Source organism: Bacillus sp. mrc49 (genome assembly GCF_002803435.1).
The window spans coordinates 1-18,455 of record NZ_PHNG01000636.1 but is presented as its reverse complement, the minus strand read 5'-3'; the positions used below and the strand labels follow the sequence as shown (position 1 = coordinate 18,455).

At 43.1% G+C, this 18,455-nt stretch carries 21 protein-coding genes and 1 pseudogene; 15 read left to right on the top strand and 7 right to left on the bottom strand.

The genetic code is table 11. From position 1 onward, the window contains the following. Positions 1 to 117 precede the first annotated feature (117 nt). The 8 genes from CVN76_RS06695 (at position 118) to CVN76_RS06660 (ending at position 6,145) form a co-directional block, all read left to right on the top strand. Complete coding sequence (locus tag CVN76_RS06695; RefSeq protein WP_157805580.1) at positions 118 to 1,497, top strand: spore germination protein; 1,380 nt, start codon at positions 118 to 120, stop codon at positions 1,495 to 1,497. Positions 1,498 to 1,504: 7 nt separating this feature from the next. Further along, the gene (locus tag CVN76_RS06690; protein ID WP_157805579.1) at positions 1,505 to 2,575 is read left to right on the top strand and encodes a GerAB/ArcD/ProY family transporter; all 1,071 of its coding nucleotides are present in this window, start codon (positions 1,505 to 1,507) and stop codon (positions 2,573 to 2,575) included. Next, positions 2,572 to 3,651 (top strand): Ger(x)C family spore germination protein, encoded by a 1,080-nt coding sequence (locus CVN76_RS06685; protein ID WP_157805578.1) that lies wholly within the window; start codon positions 2,572 to 2,574, stop codon positions 3,649 to 3,651. The genes CVN76_RS06690 and CVN76_RS06685 overlap by 4 nt, the downstream gene beginning before the upstream one ends. Positions 3,652 to 3,895: 244 nt before the next feature. Continuing rightward, positions 3,896 to 4,447, top strand: coding sequence for a flavodoxin domain-containing protein (locus CVN76_RS06680; RefSeq protein ID WP_100530650.1), 552 nt, complete (start codon positions 3,896 to 3,898; stop codon positions 4,445 to 4,447). Beyond that, positions 4,428 to 4,583: a Fur-regulated basic protein FbpA gene (locus CVN76_RS06675; protein WP_100530649.1), complete on the top strand. Its 156-nt coding sequence runs from the start codon at positions 4,428 to 4,430 to the stop codon at positions 4,581 to 4,583. The genes CVN76_RS06680 and CVN76_RS06675 overlap by 20 nt, the downstream gene beginning before the upstream one ends. A gap of 4 nt (positions 4,584 to 4,587) precedes the next feature. Next, positions 4,588 to 4,737, top strand: coding sequence for an FbpB family small basic protein (locus tag CVN76_RS06670; protein WP_100530648.1), 150 nt, complete (start codon positions 4,588 to 4,590; stop codon positions 4,735 to 4,737). Between the two features lie 97 nt (positions 4,738 to 4,834). After that, positions 4,835 to 5,419, top strand: coding sequence for a DUF4871 domain-containing protein (locus tag CVN76_RS06665; protein ID WP_100530647.1), 585 nt, complete (start codon positions 4,835 to 4,837; stop codon positions 5,417 to 5,419). A 159-nt stretch (positions 5,420 to 5,578) separates the two neighbouring features. Continuing rightward, on the top strand, positions 5,579 to 6,145 hold the full coding sequence (locus tag CVN76_RS06660; RefSeq protein ID WP_100530646.1) for a peptidoglycan-binding domain-containing protein: 567 nt from the start codon (positions 5,579 to 5,581) through the stop codon (positions 6,143 to 6,145). 255 nt (positions 6,146 to 6,400) lie between these two features. Here CVN76_RS06660 and CVN76_RS06655 read toward each other — a convergent pair whose 3' ends face one another. Continuing rightward, entirely contained in the window at positions 6,401 to 6,841 is a 441-nt protein-coding gene (locus CVN76_RS06655) for a hypothetical protein (RefSeq protein WP_100530645.1), read from the bottom strand. A gap of 186 nt (positions 6,842 to 7,027) precedes the next feature. On the opposite strand from CVN76_RS06655, the gene CVN76_RS06650 reads away from it, so the two are divergent. Together CVN76_RS06650 and CVN76_RS06645 are read left to right on the top strand one after the other, a co-directional pair. Next, positions 7,028 to 8,458, top strand: coding sequence for a phospholipase D-like domain-containing protein (locus CVN76_RS06650; protein ID WP_100530644.1), 1,431 nt, complete (start codon positions 7,028 to 7,030; stop codon positions 8,456 to 8,458). 71 nt (positions 8,459 to 8,529) lie between these two features. Further along, positions 8,530 to 9,381 carry an MBL fold metallo-hydrolase gene (locus tag CVN76_RS06645; protein ID WP_100530643.1) on the top strand — a complete coding sequence of 284 codons (852 nt, stop codon included), beginning with the start codon at positions 8,530 to 8,532 and terminating at the stop codon, positions 9,379 to 9,381. Between the two features lie 174 nt (positions 9,382 to 9,555). Here the strand turns inward: CVN76_RS06645 and CVN76_RS06640 are convergent, their stop codons facing one another. From CVN76_RS06640 to kynU, 6 genes are all read right to left on the bottom strand, one after another. After that, positions 9,556 to 10,188, bottom strand: coding sequence for a LysE family translocator (locus tag CVN76_RS06640; protein WP_061141890.1), 633 nt, complete (start codon positions 10,186 to 10,188; stop codon positions 9,556 to 9,558). Positions 10,189 to 10,404: 216 nt separating this feature from the next. Beyond that, the gene (locus tag CVN76_RS06635; RefSeq protein ID WP_061141891.1) at positions 10,405 to 10,650 is read right to left on the bottom strand and encodes a DUF2164 domain-containing protein; all 246 of its coding nucleotides are present in this window, start codon (positions 10,648 to 10,650) and stop codon (positions 10,405 to 10,407) included. A gap of 171 nt (positions 10,651 to 10,821) precedes the next feature. Continuing rightward, positions 10,822 to 11,448 carry an arylformamidase gene (gene kynB / locus CVN76_RS06630; protein ID WP_100530642.1) on the bottom strand — a complete coding sequence of 209 codons (627 nt, stop codon included), beginning with the start codon at positions 11,446 to 11,448 and terminating at the stop codon, positions 10,822 to 10,824. Between the two features lie 24 nt (positions 11,449 to 11,472). After that, entirely contained in the window at positions 11,473 to 12,318 is an 846-nt protein-coding gene (gene kynA, locus CVN76_RS06625) for a tryptophan 2,3-dioxygenase (RefSeq protein WP_100530666.1), read from the bottom strand. Between the two features lie 57 nt (positions 12,319 to 12,375). Then, the gene (locus CVN76_RS06620; protein ID WP_100530641.1) at positions 12,376 to 13,794 is read right to left on the bottom strand and encodes an amino acid permease; all 1,419 of its coding nucleotides are present in this window, start codon (positions 13,792 to 13,794) and stop codon (positions 12,376 to 12,378) included. Positions 13,795 to 13,862: 68 nt separating this feature from the next. Continuing rightward, positions 13,863 to 15,140, bottom strand: coding sequence for a kynureninase (gene kynU, locus CVN76_RS06615; RefSeq protein ID WP_100530640.1), 1,278 nt, complete (start codon positions 15,138 to 15,140; stop codon positions 13,863 to 13,865). Positions 15,141 to 15,316: 176 nt separating this feature from the next. Here kynU and CVN76_RS06610 point away from each other — a divergent pair, with 176 nt between their 5' ends. From CVN76_RS06610 to CVN76_RS06590, 5 genes and pseudogenes are all read left to right on the top strand, one after another. Then, positions 15,317 to 15,931, top strand: coding sequence for a TetR/AcrR family transcriptional regulator (locus tag CVN76_RS06610; RefSeq protein WP_100530639.1), 615 nt, complete (start codon positions 15,317 to 15,319; stop codon positions 15,929 to 15,931). A gap of 356 nt (positions 15,932 to 16,287) precedes the next feature. Then, complete coding sequence (locus tag CVN76_RS06605; protein WP_061141897.1) at positions 16,288 to 16,632, top strand: lmo0954 family membrane protein; 345 nt, start codon at positions 16,288 to 16,290, stop codon at positions 16,630 to 16,632. A 19-nt stretch (positions 16,633 to 16,651) separates the two neighbouring features. Beyond that, positions 16,652 to 17,287, top strand: coding sequence for a PspA/IM30 family protein (locus tag CVN76_RS06600; RefSeq protein ID WP_100530638.1), 636 nt, complete (start codon positions 16,652 to 16,654; stop codon positions 17,285 to 17,287). Positions 17,288 to 17,443: 156 nt separating this feature from the next. Then, on the top strand, positions 17,444 to 18,190 hold the full coding sequence (gene liaF, locus CVN76_RS06595) for a cell wall-active antibiotics response protein LiaF (protein WP_100530096.1): 747 nt from the start codon (positions 17,444 to 17,446) through the stop codon (positions 18,188 to 18,190). Next, positions 18,187 to 18,455 (top strand): annotated as a pseudogene (locus CVN76_RS06590) (sensor histidine kinase); the annotation flags it as partial. The gene liaF and the pseudogene CVN76_RS06590, both read left to right, overlap by 4 nt.

Sequence of the window (18,455 nt, the reverse complement as noted above, 5' to 3'; positions counted from 1 at the left end):
TCGTCCGTTTATGGTGATAATCCGTCCTTTTACCGCGATAATCCGACCGTCCGCGCACTTGATATAAATCGTATCAAATTGTAAGTCCATGGTTATGCTTATATGGAGGTGTCGTTTATGGTGAAAATGGATCTTTTAATGGCGGCTTTTCAAGGAAATGACGACATTGTACGAAAAGAAGTCCTTCTCAATAAAAAATCAATTAGCCTATTTTATATGAATTCTTTGACAGAACAAAAAACAATAGAAGAATGGGTGATCCGACCGCTTCAGTTCCATGATGGTGAAGTATGGAAGGGTCTGCAGGATGTCTATATCTCTGGAGAGTCGACTGAATCCATCAGTGATGCCATTCAAGCTGTATTGGAAGGTTTCACACTTATTACTGATGGTGAAGAACTGATTAAACTTAAAACGTACAGTGTTTCTCAGCGCAGTATTGAAGGATCTGCCATCGAATCCTCTCTTTTGGGGCCGCATGATGCATTTAATGAATCATTACAGACGAATTTATCTTTGCTTAAAAGAAAAATAAAAAACATTTCATTAAAAACCATTATAGGTACGATCGGAGAAGAAACACAAACACAGTATGCTGTTTTATATATGGACAACCAAGTATCGCGTGATAATCTTGACTATTTGCTGCGTGCATTGGATCAGATTAACGTACAAGGAATCACTTCGGCTTCCGTTTTGCAACAAATGATAGAAGAGGTGCCTTGGTCACCATTTCCCCAACTGCTTAACACAGTAAGAGTGGACACATCGATGAGTTCATTACTCGAAGGGAAGATTGTGTTGCTGCTCGATGGAGCACCCCAGGCGTTGGTTGGCCCCATCACCTTCATGGATTTGGTGAACGCAGCTGACGATGAATACAATCGTTCAATGACGGCTACATTACTTCGCCACTTATCCCTTTTTGGCTTTTTTATTACGCTTTTCATCACGTCTTCTTATGTGTCATTTTTAACGTTCCATCCGGAGATGCTGCCGCCGCAGCTTTTTAGCTTGATTGCTACTTCAAGGGCTAAGGTTCCTTTCCCGCCCGTGCTTGAAGTGCTGATTTTGGAAATCATCATTGAAGTGTTAAGAGAAGCTGCTGCCCGTATGTCCATTAAAGTGGGACAAACCATTGGCGTCGTCGGAGGGATCGTGATCGGAACAGCTGCCGTGGAAGCTGGTTTAGTTAGCAATATCACGATTATCTTAGTCGCTGTTTCAACACTTCTCTCTTACTTACCATCCAATGTCTTACTGAGAAATGGCTTTCAAGTGATTAAATATGGATTCATCCTTTTAGCTGGGCTGTTCGGCCTGTTTGGACAGATGGTTGCTTTAGCTTGTTTATTATCCCATCTAGTCCAATTAAAATCCTTGGGATCGCCACTTCTTTCCACCGGATTTGATAAAGGGAAAGGGTATACGAATAAAGGCGTGTTGAGGGTACCAAAGCATGATTCTATAAAAAATAGCTTCAGAACAAAAAGGTGAAATGGAAATGATTAATCAGAAAAAACTAAATGCTGTACATGTTATTTTCTTACTAATTAACACCATCACAGGAGTCGGGTTGATTACATTTCCTCATGATGTAAGCCGGGTAGGCTATGGGGTATGGGTCATGCCGCTCGTCTATGGAATCGTGATACAACTTCTCTTATTGTTTTTTTTCAAGCTGCTCAAATACTATCCCAATCATACCTTATTTGAAATGAATACGTTGTTATTGGGTAAAGTGGCAGGTAACGTCATCAATTTCATGATTTATATTTATGCCCTTTTAGTCATTTTTCGAGTGATGAAATCGTATGTTCATTTAGTGAACTTACTGACATTTCAATCTAACCCCACATTTTGGATCATAACGGCCCTTCTCTTTGTCACTTTTTCAATTGTCAGTAAAGGAACTATTATTTCACTAGCTCAATATCATATTCTGTCTTTCTTTTTATCGATATGGATCATACTTTTTCTAATTACCGGGTTTAATAAAGGGGATTTTACACACCTGCTGCCGCTCCTTAACTTCACGGTCGCGGATTTAATGGCTGCATCCCCTAAAGGCTACTTTTCTTTTATTGGTTTTGAATTCATCCTTTTCTTTTATCCCTTTGTTAACAATCAGGAAAAAGCATTCAAACATACGAGTATCGCTTTATGGGCTGTCGTATCCATGTATTGTTTTGTTACCATCGCATCCGTCATCCATTACTCTGATTGGGAGTTACGGCATAGTCAATATCCTCTAGTCACTTTCATGCAAGAAATTCAATTTTCCTTTGTCGTCAGAATCGATAATCTCTTCATTAATTTATGGCTCCTTCTAATTGTAGGAACGACTGCCACCTACAGTTGGATTGCGAAGAATGCGTTAGATCAAATAACGAGGAATGAAAAAAATGAAAATACGAAAGTGCTCGCTTCTTTAGGAATGGTTTTTATCCTTCTTTGTCTGCCAGGAAGTTCGGGTGAAGCAGTAGGGAAAATCGCAGAATCGGTAATATATTTCCATTTGGTATTGGTTATTATCCCTTTGTTTTTACTCGTAATTAGGAGGCTGAAATCTTGAAACATTTCATTAGTATCACCTTCTTGCTTACATGTCTTGTTCAATTATCCGGTTGCACGCAGTTTCAGCAACCGGCTATCGAAGATTATGCCCTGGTACAAGTTATTTCTTTTGATTATATGGAATCAACAAAAGAAACGAAAGTCTCGATACTCGTTCCCCAGGTGATTACAAGAAATAAAGAATCGAACAAAGTATATGAGGTCACAGATGATACCGTTGCAGGCGCTTTGAATAAGCTATCGATGAAGATAGATAAGATGATTGTTCCTTCCCAGCTGCAGGTAGGTCTAATCAGCCAAAAGTATGCCGAAGAAAAAGGCATGAAGGAAATAACGGAATACTTCAGGTACAATCCCCGTTTATCGATGAATATGATGATGGCGGTTACAGAAGGGGATGCTGTAAACATTATTAAAGGAAAGTATATGGATGAGCCTAAAATTAACGACTATATCATCAGTTTATTGACACCAAGATTCAATAAATCATTTGCTAGCTTTACAAACCTTCAAGAGGTGGATTACAGGACGTCCAGCCATGCATCGGACCCTGCACTGCCCCTGCTTATTAAAGAAGACCAACAATTGTCCTTTAACGGGAATGTCTTATTTCGAGATTATAAAATGAAACATATCCTACCCGTAAATAAAAGCAATACCCTGCAACTGCTTAAGCAAAAAAGAGGGAAATTATTCAGTATGAAATTGGACTTGAATGAACGTAAACACGTGTATACACGAACTTTGAAAAGTAAAGTAAGGTACATAAGTAACGGAGACTTAAGTCATCCGAAGGTCACGGTTAAGCTAGATATCCAAGTGGATGGTCTCACCGTCAATCTCGGGGCGCCTGGTACATTGGAAAAACGAATAAGCCAATATTTTAAAGAAGAAGTGAACCAGTTAATTGCCGAGCTCCAAAAAGAAGAATTGGATGCAATTGGAATGGGTGAATCATTTCGTCGGGTACATAGAGGACAATGGTCTGGGAAAACATGGAGACAAACCTTTCCAAACGTGAAATATACAACCGAAGTGACGACCGAAATTACAGAAGAGGGAATGAGTCAATAACAACATGAGAGGGATAGTCCTATCATAGGACTATTTCTTTTTATGTGGGTTCTTTTTGAATCATGGCAAAAGAATTTGAAATGTAAATGAGAGTTAATTCAGTGTAGGCCTAATTTTGCAAGGAGTACAACTAGCACCCAACCTTTTTTAAGTGAATAAAAGATAGATATAATTGACAATGAGAATCATTTTCACTTATAGTAGAAGTATAATGAAAGCTATTCTCAATTAGGGGGCGATATAGATGAAGGTATTCATTGGTTACGTCAGTTTATCCGGTAATACCGAGAAAATGGCTGTAAACATAAAGAATCGAATGCTGGCTGTCGGCTGTGAAGTATATATGGAAAGATTGGATACGGTAGAAGTGGATACGTTGAAGGAGTTTGATTTGTCCTTCATCGGTTTATATACATGGAATCAAGAAGGTTTGCCATATGAGGCAAACGAATTTTATGAAGAGCTCGATCAAGCCGATTTTCATGGAGTGAAGGTCGCATTATTCGGTGCAGGTGACTTGAGCCAGCCAAAGCCTTGCGGTGCCATCAATATCCTCTCCGATAAGATGAAGCAATGTGGATTTGCTGTTTATGATCGTGTATTGAAAATCGACCAGGAAGCACCTGCATACGATCGGGTAAGGCAATGTGAAGAATTTGCAAATCGGGCTCTTAGTTGGGGAAGCAAAAGGAAGAAATGGCGGTTTCTCGTTTGGAATCGGATGCAAAATAACCATAAGTACCGAAAGACTGCCTATTTATTAAGGAGGGTGATTGATGATTACCCAATTAAATAATAAGAGAGAATGGAAGAAAGAAGAACTTATCCAAGAACTTCTGAAATTCGGCATATTCAAGAAATATAATAAACAGCTCTACGAACTGCCGATGGTTGTCCTGCAGAGAGAGTTCAATCGTTTGAGAGGTGAATGAAAGAATGTCTAGGAGAAGAAAATCGTATAAAGAACTGTTAAATGAAAACCGCGAGCATCTGTTGCATGATAAAACGGAGGTCGAGCGCATTTTTACAAAAATCGATCAAAAGGCCGTCGTTGAAGTCAAAAAAACGAAGCAAGTGCACTCATGAGTTCATGTAAAACCGAAATCAATCGTTGATTTCGGTTTTTTTTATGGAATGAAACGTCTATCATTTCTGTATGTTATAATTTACCAATAGGGCTAGGTTGCTAAGAAGGTCAACAGCCGGCGTCCAAAATGAAACGATAAAGAAGGGCTGGAATTTATTTGTGAGCGGGAAAAAAAGGCTGGTTTTATTATTGTTATGTTTAATGGGTGTAAGTGGCTGTACCGCAACCAATGTTCAGGAGTCCCAACAATCCCCTAAACAGAATCTTTCCAATGATGCTCCCGGTTTTGTTGCGGAAGAGGATTTTGAAGAGGTCGATTGGGAAATGACGGCCGCTGAGTTTAACACGGATACAGGCAGCGCCATGTCAGGAAATGAGAACAAGGTCGGCATAATCGGCCCTAAATTAAAGGCAAACGAAATCCAAAAATGGCTGTGGCACTTTTGGGGGATTGATGAGGGGCAATTGTCTCTTGTCGGCTATCATAAAGAATCGAAGGATATCAGTCCTGTTTACAGTGAAGGAGTTTGGTCAAGGAACGGGATTGGCGGCGGTAAAATTAATGGAGCGGATGCCAGCCTGCCCACTAACGTGGTGTTGCCGGAAGCAGGTAAATGGGCGATATTGGTTTATATCGATGGCCAATTATTCGATACTTTGGTAATCGAGGTCAACGCTTGACTATCAGTCAGAAGACCTTCGGCTCTCGTGAACACTTATTACCATTTTATTAAAAATAAGTAATTGAAACCCAATAAATCAATCGCATACGTTATAATGAATGTGCTCCATAGAAAGATAGTCGGAAAATCAGCTGATGATTATATGAATGGAGGTAATATGACAGTGAAGAAAAAATTATTGGTCATGATTCCTGCCGTTGCCTTGATGGCGGCGCCACTAGGTACAGGGGCTGCATCAATTACCCACGCAGCTTCAAAGGATAGCCAAGTCCAGAAAATCGAAACGAAGGCGGAAACGCGTCCGACCCTCCGCAAAGGCTCGCGCTCAAGCTATGTAACCGACCTGCAGCAAAGCCTTAAGGATGTTAAATATACTGTGGGTGTTGATGGCATCTTCGGTACGCAAACGCAAAATGTCGTTAGGGAATTTCAAGTGGAGCACAATCTGAGCTCGGATGGTATCGTCGGGCCGAAGACATGGGCAGCCTTGGATGAAAATAAGGTCGAAAGAAAACAGTTCACGGATAAGGATGCAATTGCGCTAGGCAAGAAAAAGCTAGGGAGCAAGATCGTATTCAGCGGTGACGGCAGATTGCTGAAAGATGGCAAAGGAAAAGCGTATTACCTATTTAAAGCCGCCAACCAGGATTGGATCGATCAAGGCGGTACAGGTACGATCGGCTGGTTCAACATATATAAAGATGGCCGAGTAGTGGAGCAATAAGCAGTTTTGGTATAAAAAAAAAGCAACCCCCTGCACACCATCCGGAAAGATGCGTGGAGGGTTGGGTTACTTTCATGATCTTAGTGGCTACTGACTCACTTCGGAAAGCCGCCGCTCGTTATGCAGTTTGCTGTTCAGTCAAGACGCTGGTTAAACCAGTGTCTTTTTTTATGTCTATTTTCTTTGTTGCTATTCACCAAGTAATGCAGTGAGGTTGATTGTCCCTCCCGCTCTTGACGATTTTTTTGGAAAAATCTAGATTTTCGTCGTTGCATTGCGATCGATTTCCAGTTTATTTTGTTTCATTCCTTTATAAGATGTGACTACAGGAATCAAGCAGCATAACGCCATGGGTAAACAATAAAGAAGGTAGAAGTGTCCTCCGTTTTCCATTAGGGGAATATAAGCTAAGGAAGCAAAAAGTAACGCAGCGAAAATGATCGCAAAAATCCCGAAGGACTGATGGTAAAAGGCATGAATCTCCCTTCTTCGTTCTTCTTGGTCAAGTAAAGCTTTGGCCGCTTTATTCGTTCGAAGGAATAGGTACACGGATATCAGGAGAAACAAGGCGGAAAATGGTAAAGCTAAAGCAAATAGAGAGACGTCTAGGATGGAAAGATAAAAGCTGGATAAGAAGAACACCTCTGACACACCTAATGGGAAGCAATAATTGAAGATGCTTATTTTGTTATTCATAAAATCCCTCCTTCTATATAATAGTATGCAACTGCTTACATGTTCACGACTTTGTCACATTTAAAAGAAAAATAAATGTCCAAGTTTCCGGCATTTCAGCCGCCAGGAAGGGTTATTTATTTAAACTGAATAGCAGCCTTGCTTATTACGAATAGTAGTAACATATCGGGTAAGGGGGGATGGTCAATGGCTGCCAAAATGGCATGGAAGGGGTTTTTGCTTGTTCTTTTAGTATATTTTCTTTATGTAGTGGTGGCGGCAGTGGTCATTTTCTGCTTTCCCAAGGAAAAAGAAGCTGGCAGGATGACGGATCACATAAGTACCTATATGGGAACAAAAGGATCAACCGTCGATCGTGTGCAGCTTCTTGAAGACGGATATGAATCAGGACTGGCCCGCATGCAAATGATTCAGGAAGCGAAGGAATCGATCGATGTTGCCTACTACTCCATCGCAAAAGGGGAAACGAGCGAACTGCTTCTGGGAGCTTTGATCGAAGCAGCCGATCGCGGCGTCAAGGTCCGGATCCTCCTGGACGGAATTTGCCATGGCCTGAGGGGTGAATTGCGGAATTCCCGCTATGCATTGTCATCACATGAAAATATCGAATTAAGGTACTACGAAACCTTCAAGCCATTCAGGCCATGGACCTGGCACAATCGGCTTCATGACAAAATCATGACAGTGGACGGCAAGTTAGCCATCATCGGGGGCAGGAATATTGCCGATAAGTATTTGGCAAGCAAGCCGCCTAAGGATTTTGTCTACGACCGCGATGTCCTGATTTTTAATGCGAAACAAGAAAAAGACAGTGTCATCGTTGATATGAAGGGCTATTTGAATGAATTATGGAATCATCCATATACGAGCGAGGTTTTTGCGGATCTTTCCAAGAAACAAACGGAAAAAGGAAAAAAGATGAGGGCGAGATTATCCAGTCAATATCGTGAGGCCTGGCATGCGAATGCCGATTTCGTTCATCCGACCAACGATTGGAACACGTCAACAGCCACTACGCAAAAAGTTTCTTTCCTTCATAATCCAATCGAGCGTTTCTATAAATATCCTTTTGTGTGGAAATCATTAGTGGATATTGCAGCGGAGGCGAAGCGATCGGTATTCATCCAGAGCCCTTATATCGTTCCGGCCGACATGTTGGAGGAGTACGTGCCAAATCGACTGGATGCTGAAGCCGAGTGGACGATATTGACCAATTCGGTGACATCGACTCCAAATGTAATCGCTTTTTCCAGTTATTTAGGGCTTAGGGATCGTATCGTTGAGACGGGGGCAAGGCTTTATGAATATTCGAAGCTGTATTCATTGCATGGGAAGTCAGTAGTATATGATCGAAGGTTAAGTGCAGTCGGTTCCTTCAATTTGGATTCACGATCTGCCTTTTTAAATACGGAATCGATGGTGATCATTGATAGTGAACCATTCGCCTCCCAGCTAATTGAGGCGATCGATTCTAAAATTGCGGATAGTACACTAGTTGCTGCTGATAAAAAATATATCGAGCCACCGGAAGACATAAAAAAGGATGAATCCTACTTTAAAGCCACCTTTTTGAACGCTCTCTCGAAAATAACGGTATATTGCAACAGGTTCATTTAATGCCTTGGAATCGCACGGGTTTGGTATACTTAGGCTTCCATCCACACTATCTATCCGAAGGAGAAACAATCATGCAAACTTTACAGCACCTTTCGAAACATATCGTCTACCTGACACCGGTCCAAAAAACGGATCGGCCGGTTCTTGCCGCCGTCACGGGAAACAAGAAAACGCTCCTCATCGATGCCGGTAACTCCGTGGGGCACGCACAGCTCTTTCAGGACGAATTGCTTAAACATGATATAAGCGGGGATTTGCTTGTATTGACCCATTCCCACTGGGACCACGTATTCGGACTGGAGCATATCCGAATTCCAGTCATTTGTCACGAAAAAACCTATCAGCATATTAAGGAAATGCAGCCGCTCTCTTGGGAAGATCAAGCTCTTGACCAGCGGGTTGAAGCAGGCACGGAGATACCATTTTGTGCGGATGCCATCAAGCTGGAGCTTGGAAGAAATCGAGAAATTTCCATGCCGCTGCCCGATATCACGTTTGAAAAAAAGCTGACGATCGATCTCGGCGATGTAACCTGTATCATTGAACACGTCGGCGGTGATCATGCCAAGGATTCCTGCATCATTTATGTTCCAGAGGAAAAAACATTATTTCTTGGAGACTGCTTTTACGCCAATCTTTATGCGGAAAAATGGAATTATACCGCTGAACAGGCCTCGAGGCTCGTCGAGAACATTGAAGCCTATGATGCCGATACATATATACTTTCCCATCATGATCAGCCTTGCACGAAGCAGGAAATGGAGGCTGAACTAAAATTAATGAAACAATGCACCAGAGCTGTCGTCGAGCATCGAGGAGATCGAGCCAAAATCGAGCGGGAATTGGCAAAAGAGGCAAAACGGGAATTAACGGAACATGAACTTGAAACGATCGGTTTTTTTGTGAATGGATACGTTGAATGAAAGGCAATATGAAGAGGGGAAGGGGAAAACGGAAAGCGTCATGACCGATGATGCCGCAATCTCCGTTTGGCAAAGCGTTTGAATCGATAGCAATTATAAAAATATCCCCCATTCAAATGGAGAAAAAACTGCACACCAATTATGACAGATGTCCCAATTGATGTGCAGCTCCAATTAATTATGAGCTTTTTCCAGTGCCAGCTTTATCCCAAAACCAATCAGAACGGTTCCAGTCAAACCCTCAAAAATCGCCTGCGTCCTCGGCTTTTTCATAAAAGTGCTGATCTGGTTCAACAGATAGATATAAAAAATGAACCACAGCGCCGTCAAAACGGTATACGTTATCCCCATGATCAAAAACGGCAAAAAGGTCTTATTGCCCGGATCCACGAACTGAGGCAGGAACGTCAAGAAAAACACGGCCACTTTAGGGTTGAGTAAATTGGTAAGAAACCCCTGCTTGAAGCATGAATGGCTCTCATACCTGCTTTTCGCGGGTACCACTGTGCCATTGTCGGCTTGATTATTCTTTAATCCCCATAACGTTTTGATCCCTAGATAGACCAGATAAACGGCCCCCACATATTTGAAGACGGAAAACAACAAAGCCGACTTCACGATGATCGCAGAAAGACCAAACACGGCTGCTGAAGTATGAATGAGCAGGGCGCAGCAAGTGCCCAGCATCGTCTTAAACCCACCCTTCGTCCCATCGGTAACCGTATTCCTAGTGGCTATTGCCGTATCCGGACCAGGCAAAAGAATGAGAAGAATGCACATAAGCACGAACAAATAAAAGTTATCCATATACGGACCTCCATTCTCGTTGTTGAATTCAGAAGATTATAACATAAACAAACACAGTTGAGGGAGCGACGAAAGGAAAATATTCATCAATTGGGCATTTTATTTATGAATTTCAGCCGTTTACCCGCGCTTTTGTTCATTGCCGGAAAAAGGGGCATATGACAGAATGGCGCCATTTACCCGCGAGTTTCAATAAATCAAGGCTCGTGAAATCGCTTATCTTTTGATCGGTCGTTCGAGCGTTAATATTTCATCTTCAAGGGAAGAATATTGCTGTTCGACAACATGTTTGACATCATGGACGGCGGCGTTATAGAAATGGGGGGCGAGCGATTCTTTAACGAAGTCCAATACTCGTTCTGCAGCGAATTCAGTTATTTCCTCATCTCTTTCTTGCGAAAAAAAATATTGGATATCGGCTATCATTAATTCTTGTTGCTCTTTTGTTAGCTTTATAAACATTAAGAACACTCCTTGAAGTTATTTTAGTAGTTCTAACTATACATGTGGAGCCGAGATAATCAAAGGCTGGATTTTCAAAAAAATTTATGTCCATACCCGTCGGCGACAGTCATAAAAAGAATGGCTCCCGCATGATCCGGGAGCCACTTCCGTTTTTTCGGATGATCCCATTCAAGGGATTTTTTTCAATGCAGCACGAACCGGGCTTCCATCTGCATGAACCAATGGCAGGGGAAGGGCAGCCAATTCATAATTCCCGGGATCTATCCCGTCCAAAACAAGGCCCTCAAGAATGTGAATTCCATGGCCGGCAAGTTCATGGTGGGCAGACAGCTCTTTGCTTTCCAATGGATCGACCGAAGGTAAATCTAGGCCAAGAAGCCGAATGCCAAGACCTGAAAGATAAGCGGCTAATTCCGGTTGGATAGGGGGAATGGTTTCCGGAAATACGCTCCTATCCTTCCAAGCATCCGTCCGAATTAACAGCCGGGTCACGCCTTGCAGGTCGTGATTGGCCAAATCAGTGACGCCTATGTTCGTCCTGTTAGGTAAGTGGATGACACGGGAACACCCGATATATAAATCGAGATCCAATTCAATCACCCGTTTTCCCTCATTATCAAAATGAAACGGTGCATCGATATGTGTACCAGTATGGACGCTCATGCTGATTTGGCCTACATTGACCGATCCGCTTTCTTCCTTGCTCCAGCTTACTTTGTATGAGAATGGTGTATCGCCCGGCCAAGTTGCGACTTGTTCATCCAGTCGCTGTGAAATATCAATCCATGTACTCATGCGTTACCTCCAGCATTATTCTTCTTATAGCTTCGTTCTTAAGCTCCAAAGTTCTGGGAAAAAGTGTTGGTCGAGAGCCCTTTTTAAATACGTAACACCGGATGATCCACCGGTTCCGGTTTTGTTGCCAATGATCCTTTCGACGGTACTCATATGATTGAAGCGCCATAATTGTTGCTGGTGGCCGATGTCCACTAACTTCTCTGCGAGCTCATATAAGTCCCAATATTGCTCGACATCGCGATAAACGGTCAGCCAAGCATCCTCGACACTGGCATTCGGTTCATATTTTTGCGACCAATCGCGACTGATGGCGTCTTGATCAACAGGCAGCCCACGCGCGACAAGAGCGGTGATCGCCTCGTCATAGATGCTTGGGTCATGAAGGGCCTGCTGCATTTGCTCATAGAGGTCGGCCTCGTGCTGATAGACTGCTAGCGTATGGGCATTTTTGTTTCCCAGCGCAAATTCAATCAGGCGATTTTGATAGGATTGGAATCCTGAGGATTGTCCCAGTTTGTCCCTGAACTCCATGTATTCAGCCGGGGTCAAGGTTGCAAGGACATTCCATGACTGAATCAGCTGCTGTTGGATTCTCGAAACACGTGACAGCATTTTAAACGAGGGCTCCAGATTGTTATGTCGGATGCACTCTGTGGCAGCCCTCAATTCATGTAAAATGAGTTTCATCCATAACTCACTCGTTTGATGGATAATGATAAAAAGCATTTCATCATGATGGTCGGAGCACCTATGCTGACTCGATAAAATCTGATCGAGGTGGAGATAATCCCCGTAAGACATCGATTTTTGAAAATCGGTTTGGATATTTTTTTCTAGTCCAGACCCGTTTTGTTCCTTGTCATTCATATTCTTCATTCCGCTAATCCCCTCACTTTTCATATACAAAGACGGTGATATGTCATTCTAAGTTATCTTCTTATTGGGAGATTCCTGTCCTGGATGCTGAATCGAATTTCTTTTTTTCGAAACGAAATAAGCAACAGATAAAAATAACAGCCAAGGAACCCCGAATTGGAGCATGATTTTGAAATCCGTAAACCAAGTCGTAATCATCAGGCAGAATAAAAGGCCTGCACCTAAAATGGTTAGATAGGGAAAGCCGATCATTCTTACCGGTAGCCTACGGCCGCCTGATTTATCCCATTGCACCCTGAAATACAAATGGGAAATGAAGATCATGAACCAAGTGAAAATGGCACCGAACATGGAAATGCCCATCATGAAGGCATAGGAGGAACCTGGAAGTAAAGCATGAACGCCTGCAGCAATGAAAATCCCCGTTGTCGAGACAGCCAGTGCATTTGCCGGAACGTTCCTTTTGTTTAATTTCCCTAAAATGCTAGGTGCATTTTCCCGCCGCGCCAACGAAAACATCATGCGTGTCGAAGCATAGAGCTGAGCATTCATGGCAGATAGCGCGGCCGTTAAAATGATGAAATTCATGATTCCGGAAGCACCGGGGATGTTCAAGATCTCCATCACCTTTACGAAGGGGCTTTCCTCGATTCCAGCTGTTTTCCATGGAACGATCATCAACATGATCCCGATTGTCAGGACATAGAAAGTGGATAAACGAAAAACCGTAGCTTTTAATGCTTTCGGAACGGCTACATCGGGATCTTTTGCTTCGCCTGATGTAATCGCTATCATTTCGGTTCCAAGAAAGCTGAATAATGAAATGAATACGGCTACCCACATTCCCCACCAGCCAAATGGGAAAAAACCTCCTTCATTCACGAAGTTCTGCGGTCCTATATGTGGCTCTGATGTACCGAGTAGTACATAGGCTCCAAGGAGGATAAAACCAACGATGGCACTTATTTTAAGAAAGGAGAACCAATATTCAAATGTAGCGAAGGTATTTACGCTAGTGGCATTTACATAAATAAGGACACCTGCAAACAGAAAAATCCATACGATTCCCGGTACGGCAGGGAACCAATATTTCATATACACGCTGACTGCGCTAACTTCCACGCCAACAGCCAAGACATTGCTAATCCAGTAAGAATAGCGAACAAGATAACCCGCCATGGGATTCATGTACGTTTCAGCAATGGCCCCAAACGATCCGGAAGTGGGATGAGCCACTGTCATTTCTGCCAAACAGCCCATCAACAGCAGGACAATGAAAGCCCCCAGTGCATAGCTGAGCAATACACTTGGACCTGCCGCTTGAATGGCAAGCCCGCTGCCAAGGAATAAACCCGTCCCAATGGCACAGCCCATGGCAATCATCGAAAGCTGATTGGTTTCCAATGATCGCTTCAATCCTTTTTCTGGATCATCTTTCCTATTCAATTGTATATTGTTGTTCTCCATATTTCATCCCCTTTCTTTATGTAAAGCCAATCAAACCTTTGGGGGAGGGCGTCCCCCAGGCTTTATTGTCATGCCACGACTTCACGTTCATTTTTAAACTTTTCATATTGTTTTTCTGTCATGATTTTTTTGAGGATTCGGACGACTTCCCAAACTTCCGCGTAGGAGGTATAGAGCGCAACCGGAGCTAGGCGAATGATGTTAGGCGCCCGGAAATCCGGTATCACGCCGTTAGCTTTCAATGCTTTGCAAATGCGTGCAGCTTCTTTATGCTCTAAACTGACATGGCCGCCGCGCCGAGCTTCTTCTCTAGGCGTCCCGATGAAAAACCCCATGTCCTTCAACTCATTTTCGACCAAGTCGATTAAATATTGATTGATTTTGAGAGATTTTCCCCGGATGTTTTCAATTCCTGCCTCCATAAAAATTTCCAAGGATCCGATTAAAGGGGCACAGCTTAACACATTCGGTGTCCCAATTTGGTAGGCACCAGCGGAATCGGCTTGAGTTAACGTATGCTCCATATCGAATTGTTTTTCTTTACTTGAGCCGAACCAGCCGGCCAATCCAGGCATCGTCCCAAAGTGTTTACGGTTTACATACAAGCCGCCAACGGCGCCAGGGCCGCCATTCAAATGCTTATAATTGCACCAATAAGCAAAATCAACATCCCATTCCCTGAACGAATGCGGAATCGCACCAATCGAATGGCATCCATCAAATCCGATCATGATTCCTCTTTCATGGGCTTCCTCGGTCAGACGTTTCATATCCAATATTTGGCCGCTGCGATACAGGACCGTCGGCAAGATGATGAGAGCGATATCATCGGTCATGGCTTCGATGATATCATCCTCTTCAAGGAATCGGCCGTCCCGGCTCTTCACTCGGATGAGATGGGTTTCCGGATCGAGCCCATGAGTGCGCAACTGGCTTTGGAGTGCGTAAATATCTGTCGGAAAGGTCAGCTCATCCGCCAGGATTTTTGTGCGGGATCCTTCAGGCTTATAAAAGGTGGACACGAGCTGATGCAGATTCACCGTAGTCGAGCCGGTTACGATGACCTCATCGGAGGAAGCACCGACCAAATGGGCCATTTTTGCCCCCAGTTCCTCAGCCATGAAAAACCATGGATGTTTTCCCTGTGTCCACCCGTCGATCCCATGTTCCTTCCAATCCGATAAAGATTCCAAAAGAGTGCGCTCAGCCCTTTTTGAAAGCAGACCTAAGGAGTTCCCGTCCATATAGATGGAATCAGGCTTTAAATAAAACTCATTCCTAAATGCATGAAGGGCATCTTGTTCATCCAGCTGTTTCGCGTAATCCAACGTGTATGTTGTAACCATAGTGACCTCCTATATAAAAATACTTATCTTTCTAGGAAAATCGTAGCAAAGAATATGACATCATGTCAATAAAAAAATCAGAAAATTAAAATAATTAACAAATACTTCAATTTACTGCAAACGTTTTTATTTTAATGGAAATCCTTTATGCTAGATATAAGGGGGGATGGGCATGCATGATTGATGGCCAAATAGGGGATAAACGGCATTTACGCTCGATGATGACACGGCAAAAGCTATTGGAAGCTGCAAAAGAAATTTTTCTTGAAGAAGGTTATCAAGCCGCAGTCATATCCCAGATGATCAAAAGGGCGAATATCGGATATGGAACGGCCTATGTGCACTTTAAAGGAAAAGAGGATCTATTAATAGTATTAATGGAGAATGTGATGGGGCAATTCTATGACATTGCCGAGACCTCTTTCTTTCCGAAATCAAAAGACGAAGCGAGACAAATCATAAACAACCAAGCCAAGGCTTTTTTATTAATGGCAGAGGCTGAACGCAATATGCTCCAGGTTTTCGAACAGGCCATAGGAATGTCGGCCGCCATTTCAGATAAATGGAAAGCCATCCGCCTGAAATTCACCCAGCGAATATCAAAGGACGTCGCCTATGCACAGCAAAAAGGACTGGCAAGAGCCGAATTGAACCATGAGATTGTTGCAAAAGGCTGGTTTTTCACAAATGAAATGTACCTCTGGGAAATCGTTAGGAACGAGCATCAAAGCTCTGTCGAAGAAATCGCTCAAACCATCACCTCCGTTTACGTCGAAGGCCTATATGTATAATGGATAACGCAAAAAATCTTTCGGTTTAATACAACCGGAAGATTTTTTGTCTTTATCGCCGGGCAATAATGAAAGCAGTACAAAAAACGAGCCGAGCGCCCAAATCGCGAGAAAACCAGCCAAACTCACGAATAAAGTGCCCAAACTCAATAGAAAGCAGCACAAAAAACGAGCCGGGCGCCGAATTCGCGAGTAAGACCGCCAAATTGGTGAGTGGACCAGCTTAATTTTCCTTCTCAGTGTTGGGGGACTTATATACGCTACGCCTTAGGTCTTATATGAAAATATAGCTAAGGCTCATTATACGAATTTGGAAAAATAGATAAGATATATACATGGAAAGGAGGACGAAAACGATGAAGAAATTTGGTTTGTTTATTGTAGGTTTGATTGCATTGTTCGTGCTGCTGGCGAATGTGGGTCCATTGATCGGTTTGGCGATTTGCTTGGCGATTTTATACTTTGGGTTCAAGCAGTTCATGAAGTCCGATTCGACAGGGGCCAAGGTCGCGTGGGGGTCAGTTTGCGTAATCGTGCTGATTGTTTCTATTTCCCATATTCCGGCGATTTTGGGATTGGTGGCAGCTTATGTACTTTACCTCGTCTATAAAAAATGGAATGACAATGATGAAAATGCATCAACTGAAAATGATCCATTCTCCAATTTTGAAAGAGAGTGGAAAGATTTGAATAAGAACTAATAGAAGGGATGGATAGGTAATGGGTAATTTATTTTCTAGAATGAAACAAACGATTTCGGCGGACTTTCATGATTTGCTTGATAAGAAGGAGCAAAAGAATCCGATTGGCATGCTGAATCAATATTTGCGGCAGTGTGAGCAGGAGACGGAGAAGGTCGGCAAGCTGCTTGAGCGTCAATATCTTCTGAAAGAAGAGTTTACGCGTGAATATAATCAAGCGCAAAGTTTAGCTGAAAAACGCAAAAACCAAGCCGAGGTTGCGAAGCAGTCCGGTGAAACGGATTTAATGGAATTTGCCCTTAAGGAAAGCCTGCACTATGAAGATCGTGCGCAAAGCTTGATGGAGGCGCATAAGAGTGCGGAGGTTCAGTTGGCTGAGCTGGAGCGTAAATATGAAGAAATGAAGCATAAGCTCAAGGATATGCATTTAAAGCGGATGGAATTGATGGGCAGGGAGAATATTGCCCGGGCAAACCACCGGATCAATCGAGTGTTGGATGCAGGCCGCACGGAGGCCAAACCGGTAGCGATGTTTGAAGAGATGGAGCACTATATTGACCGCATCGAGCATAAAGTCGATACCGATTATAACCGGCATACCATCGATGCGAGAATCGCCCAGCTTGAAAAGGAATTGGAACAGAAAGAAGCGTAAATATTATTCATGCATGGCTGTGATCCCTTATCCTCCAAATGCGCAGGATGAGGGAAAACGCTCTGTTAGAACCTAATCGATTCGTGGTATTCTTAAAAGGCGCGGTTGACTGCGCCTTTTAAGAGTATCATGATCAATTACAAGGGAGGCGGGCCGATGTTGAACAAAATGAAAACGGATTATATGGGTTGGATCTTCCTCATCGGAATCGTCTTGCTTTTTTTGGAGATTTCCTTCAAGGGTGGAGGCTTACTGTTTCCGCTTGCTTTTTCGGTTGTCTTAATCTATTTGGGCAGGAAATTCACTAAGCGGACAATCGGGAAGATTTTATTTTTTACAGGACTGATCTCACTGATCATCACAGTTTTGAATATGTTCGTTTTTAAGTTTTTCCTTTTCGCCATTCTCATTTATTTCTTACTTTTATATTATCAGTCGAAAAAGAATCCCGATTGGATCAACCCGATCATCACCAATGAAGGGATTGACGAAGAACAAGTCCATAAGGAGCCGTTATTGAAAAGTGGGCATCTCTTTCAAAATAAGTTGTTCGGCCATCAACAAACGGGTGAGCAGGTATACGAATGGAATTCCGTGAATGTTCAAAGCGGGGTCGGTGATACGGTCATTGATTTGAGCCGGACGATCCTGCCGAAAGGGGATGCCGTCATTTCCCTTAGGAATATCATTGGCAATATCACGGTCCTCATCCCGTATGGCATCGAAATAAGGGTCCATCATTCCGTCATGGCGGGGAGAGCACGGATTTTTGAAAATAAGCCTGAATCGAGGGTCTTTAATCAAATCCATTCTTTTCAAACAGCGGGCTTCGATGAAGCGGACCATAAAGTGCATATCATCACGTCCATCCTTGTTGGGGATTTAGAGGTGAAGCGGGTATGAGCATCGTGACACGCCAGATCTTGAGTGCCCTAGGTGTTTCCTTCGTTCTTTCGCTTCTTTTGCCGGCGGTGGTTTTCTTTATTTTCCCGCTGTCCGACTGGGGCTTGTTATGGGAGAAAGTGGTCATGGGGCTGCCCTTCGTCATTTTCCTGCCAAGTCTGGTCATGACGGCAGGGCTGATTTATGGAGCCGTTTCAGGAATGTTTTTTAAAAGGCAGCTGCAAAGGGTGGATGAAGGCCTTTACTTGCTGGAACAGGGCCGCTT

Coding starts and splice junctions, on each gene's coding strand:
- CVN76_RS06695 (WP_157805580.1), top strand. CDS start 118: ATGGTGAAAATGGATCTTTTAATGGCGGCTTTTCAAGGAAATGACGAC.
- CVN76_RS06690 (WP_157805579.1), top strand. CDS start 1,505: ATGATTAATCAGAAAAAACTAAATGCTGTACATGTTATTTTCTTACTA.
- CVN76_RS06680 (WP_100530650.1), top strand. CDS start 3,896: ATGAAGGTATTCATTGGTTACGTCAGTTTATCCGGTAATACCGAGAAA.
- CVN76_RS06675 (WP_100530649.1), top strand. CDS start 4,428: ATGATTACCCAATTAAATAATAAGAGAGAATGGAAGAAAGAAGAACTT.
- CVN76_RS06670 (WP_100530648.1), top strand. CDS start 4,588: ATGTCTAGGAGAAGAAAATCGTATAAAGAACTGTTAAATGAAAACCGC.
- CVN76_RS06660 (WP_100530646.1), top strand. CDS start 5,579: ATGACAGTGAAGAAAAAATTATTGGTCATGATTCCTGCCGTTGCCTTG.
- CVN76_RS06655 (WP_100530645.1), bottom strand. CDS start 6,841: ATGAATAACAAAATAAGCATCTTCAATTATTGCTTCCCATTAGGTGTG.
- CVN76_RS06650 (WP_100530644.1), top strand. CDS start 7,028: ATGGCTGCCAAAATGGCATGGAAGGGGTTTTTGCTTGTTCTTTTAGTA.
- CVN76_RS06645 (WP_100530643.1), top strand. CDS start 8,530: ATGCAAACTTTACAGCACCTTTCGAAACATATCGTCTACCTGACACCG.
- CVN76_RS06640 (WP_061141890.1), bottom strand. CDS start 10,188: ATGGATAACTTTTATTTGTTCGTGCTTATGTGCATTCTTCTCATTCTT.
- CVN76_RS06635 (WP_061141891.1), bottom strand. CDS start 10,650: ATGTTTATAAAGCTAACAAAAGAGCAACAAGAATTAATGATAGCCGAT.
- kynB (WP_100530642.1), bottom strand. CDS start 11,448: ATGAGTACATGGATTGATATTTCACAGCGACTGGATGAACAAGTCGCA.
- kynA (WP_100530666.1), bottom strand. CDS start 12,318: ATGAATGACAAGGAACAAAACGGGTCTGGACTAGAAAAAAATATCCAA.
- CVN76_RS06620 (WP_100530641.1), bottom strand. CDS start 13,794: ATGGAGAACAACAATATACAATTGAATAGGAAAGATGATCCAGAAAAA.
- kynU (WP_100530640.1), bottom strand. CDS start 15,140: ATGGTTACAACATACACGTTGGATTACGCGAAACAGCTGGATGAACAA.
- CVN76_RS06610 (WP_100530639.1), top strand. CDS start 15,317: ATGATTGATGGCCAAATAGGGGATAAACGGCATTTACGCTCGATGATG.
- CVN76_RS06605 (WP_061141897.1), top strand. CDS start 16,288: ATGAAGAAATTTGGTTTGTTTATTGTAGGTTTGATTGCATTGTTCGTG.
- CVN76_RS06600 (WP_100530638.1), top strand. CDS start 16,652: ATGGGTAATTTATTTTCTAGAATGAAACAAACGATTTCGGCGGACTTT.
- liaF (WP_100530096.1), top strand. CDS start 17,444: ATGTTGAACAAAATGAAAACGGATTATATGGGTTGGATCTTCCTCATC.